We start from the raw sequence: 3,129 nt of genomic DNA, 5'->3' as shown, positions 1-3,129 counted from the left end.
GTTGCACCACACATGGAAACCGAAATGCAAAGCACCAAGGGCTCTTCACAATGGCGGCCAGCGAGCGAACTGTAGTCTGTCCGGCCGCCGAAGCGGTCGGACAGCAACTTCACTTGCAGCGAAAAGGGTTTAGATAGAACCTGAGCCTTCACGCTGCTTGACGGCGAATTCCTCCTCCGGCGAATAAACGAGCGTTTTGCGTCCATAAGCGCCGAAATAAACAATGCCGAGGGCGTACCAGATCGCCACACCAATGACGCCGGTCTGGTAGACCGGGTCGGTGAGCTGGAAGTAGATGGTCATGAGCGCAATGACGACGGTCGCTGCAGCTCCGGGAATGCCGAGAGGACTGCGATAAGGCCGCTCGATATTCGGGAAGCGCTGCCGCAGGCGAATGAAGGAAAGTGCCTGTAGCAGATACGAGATCATTGCTCCGAAAACCGCCATATTGAGCAGAACACCACCGATGAACGAACCGGCCTTCACGCCGCCCTGCGTGTACCAAACCACCAGCATCACGCCCAGGCCGAGCAACGAACCGGCGATCAGCGCGACGTTCGGGGTCTTGTGATCGCCGTGCGTAACCGACAGAAAGTGCGGGAAATATCCGGCGCGCGACAGCGAGTAAATTTGCCGGCCGAAAGCGAAGATGATCGCGTGGAAACTGGCGACGAGACCGGCGACGGCGGCGAGCGCCAGAAGCTTGGCGGCACCCGATCCATATATTGCTCGGAAGCCGTCCAGGATCGGCTCGCCGGATGAGCCGAGTTTGAAGGCACCGTCCGGAATCGCCGGATTGATGATCAGGATCAGGAAGCCCGTGGCAATCAATGTGAACATGCCGAGCATGATGCCCTTTGGCATGTCGCGTTTCGGATCGACTGACTCTTCCGCAGCGAGCGGCAGCTGCTCAATCGCCAGGAACAGCCAAACGGCAAACGGCATGGCCGCCAGGACACCATAGGCGCCGAACGGCAGGAATGGCCCGCCGCCGCCGGGAAGTTCGACAGCAGCACCATCCGGGCCGACGCCGATATTCATGGCGTATTTGCTGAACTCCATGAAGGGCACCGCACTGATGAAGAAGAAAACAAGGATAGCAAGAGCGAGCAGGGTCACGAACACGGTAACCTGGAACGACAGTGCTACACCTCGGACATTCAGCCCAACAAAGACCAAATAGCCGATGATCCACCACACCGGTTGAAACGCGTCTGGCGTGCCGAAGATCGACGTTAGATAGGCGCCGATGAAGAACACGACCACCGCCGGCGTCAGCACATATTCAATGTTCTCGGCAAGCCCAGTGACGAAACCACCCCACGGACCGAAAGCTGTGCGCGCAAAGGAGTAGGCGCCGCCGGTATGCGGCAGAGCGGGACTCATTTCGGCGATCGAGTAAGTAAGGCCCAAATACATAATGGTGATGAGGATCGTTGCGACAAACAAGCCGCCCCAGCCGCCGACGGCGAAACCGAGGTTCCAGCCGGAAAAATCGCCTGAGATCACTGCGCCGACGCCAAGCGCCCATAATGAGAAGACACCGGCATGGCGACTTAACTCGCGTTTTTCGAAGTATTCCGAACCCGGTATGTGATAGGAGACCCCTCCTTCATGTTTCTTGGCTTCATTTGACATGTTTTTTCCCTCTCTGTCAGATGATAGGGCGGCCGATAATCGGAGGTCGGACTTTCTGAATCCTCTTCCAGGCCAAGATCCGTGAACATGTTTGTCAGAAGGGTCCGCCCTTTTTTGCTGACAGGCTTCGCCAGAGATTTCATCGTTGCAGATTTCCGTTCTGAGGGCACATGGCGTTCTTGGGTGAAATAGACGCGGTCACCGGTTAAGCTGGAAGTCTCGCCAACCGGTGGTAGCAGGCCGGGCGCGGCAGCCATGCGGCGTGCCGAGGGCATCGCGCCGAGGTCCAAGGCGACGTCGTAAGCAACTTCCGCGATGGGGAGGCCGAGCGTGCCGAATTCGGCTGGCAGGATAGTCGAAGCGTGATCACAGGTGAAGGCTATTGGACTACGACCTTCGCGGTTCGTCATCCGGGTAGAACTCGACTGATAAGACTCGAAAAGCCATACAGCGTCCATCGTCTCGTTGTCCCTGAGGCAACTGTATTATAGTATATAATATGGTATTGTTACACAGCGCCTCAATAATCGATTTCATCACATTCGCAGAGTTTGTCAAATACTTGCATGGATCGGACGGAAAACGCGGCGTGTTCGACGTGACGATGGTTTCGAGGCCGCATCGGGGGAAAAGATATCGCGCATGACAGGTGTTTTGTTATCGTGTGGTGTGGACGCTTAAATGGATCTTTGACGAAGGACACATGAAACCGCCATTACGAACCAAGGTTGACGACGAGACTGCAAAATCCCGGTTTGGCTTGCCAGAGATGATAGGCGCCGCGGTTCTAACGTTTGTGTTGGGTTCAACGATCTACGCCTTGCTGAAAGCGCAATTGCCCGGATTGTTTTGATGAAGCAATCGCGCTGCACATTTTCTTGATCAAAGCCGCGTGATTAGACTTCGCCATCGGCGAGAGTCACGCTTGTTTCGGCTATCAATTGGAAATGGGTGGACCAACTATCGTGTGAGCAGGAGGCCAAAATGAAGCACCATGCACCTGAACAACTGCAAGCTATCGCCAAAGTCGATCGGAACTATCAGTGCCGCGCCATATCGCGCAGCGAACGTCTTGAACGCTGGGCGGACCTCCTCGAACAAAGCCCTGACCGGCGACTCGCGACGCTGCACCAAACCGAGTATCAGCCTCCCAGCGTGCGGGCGGCCATGCGCAGCGATGGGTCGCCAATCTCGGTTGCTTTCGAGGATCCTATCCTCCGCACAGCCGGGTTGGAAAACGACAGTTACGGCGAAGCACGGCGGTTCTTTGAACTGACTGACAACCAGTTGCACAGGGTCATCTGTTATTGCCACTTCGGAGCGACCGTGAGCGCCTCGACCGCGGCCTATCACCTGCGTAAGCTTATTGCGAGACAACGCATGTTTGCTCGGTTGCGGGAGATGTTCGGCCGATAAAGCCGACTATAGTTCAAAGCTTGTTGATGCGGCTTGGCTGTTAAGCCACCGGAGTACGGCTGACGTCGCTCACTC

Annotated in this window: 3 protein-coding genes; 1 reads left to right on the top strand and 2 read right to left on the bottom strand. The window is 56.2% G+C overall.

Going from position 1 to position 3,129, the window contains the following annotated elements:
• Positions 1–129 precede the first annotated feature (129 nt).
• The gene (locus AAAC48_RS05975) at positions 130–1,638 is read right to left on the bottom strand and encodes an amino acid permease (protein ID WP_340653304.1); all 1,509 of its coding nucleotides are present in this window, start codon (positions 1,636–1,638) and stop codon (positions 130–132) included.
• A complete protein-coding gene (locus AAAC48_RS05970) occupies positions 1,557–2,048 on the bottom strand; it encodes a hypothetical protein (protein WP_340653303.1) in 492 nt (163 codons plus the stop codon). Before AAAC48_RS05970 ends, AAAC48_RS05975 begins: the two co-directional genes overlap by 82 nt.
• Before the next feature lie 574 nt (positions 2,049–2,622).
• Here AAAC48_RS05970 and AAAC48_RS05965 point away from each other — a divergent pair.
• A complete protein-coding gene (locus AAAC48_RS05965; protein ID WP_340653302.1) occupies positions 2,623–3,054 on the top strand; it encodes a hypothetical protein in 432 nt (143 codons plus the stop codon).
• Positions 3,055–3,129: the final 75 nt, after the last annotated feature.

This window comes from Phyllobacterium sp., assembly GCF_037994405.1.
Classification (GTDB): domain Bacteria; phylum Pseudomonadota; class Alphaproteobacteria; order Rhizobiales; family Rhizobiaceae; genus Phyllobacterium.
Note: the sequence above shows the minus strand (reverse complement) of the source record. Positions and strands in the feature narration are given on the sequence as shown.

What these genes read in the sequence shown, in the direction of transcription:
- AAAC48_RS05975 (WP_340653304.1), bottom strand. Translation starts at nt 1,638, where the DNA reads ATGTCAAATGAAGCCAAGAAACATGAAGGAGGGGTCTCCTATCACATA.
- AAAC48_RS05970 (WP_340653303.1), bottom strand. Translation starts at nt 2,048, where the DNA reads ATGACGAACCGCGAAGGTCGTAGTCCAATAGCCTTCACCTGTGATCAC.
- AAAC48_RS05965 (WP_340653302.1), top strand. Translation starts at nt 2,623, where the DNA reads ATGAAGCACCATGCACCTGAACAACTGCAAGCTATCGCCAAAGTCGAT.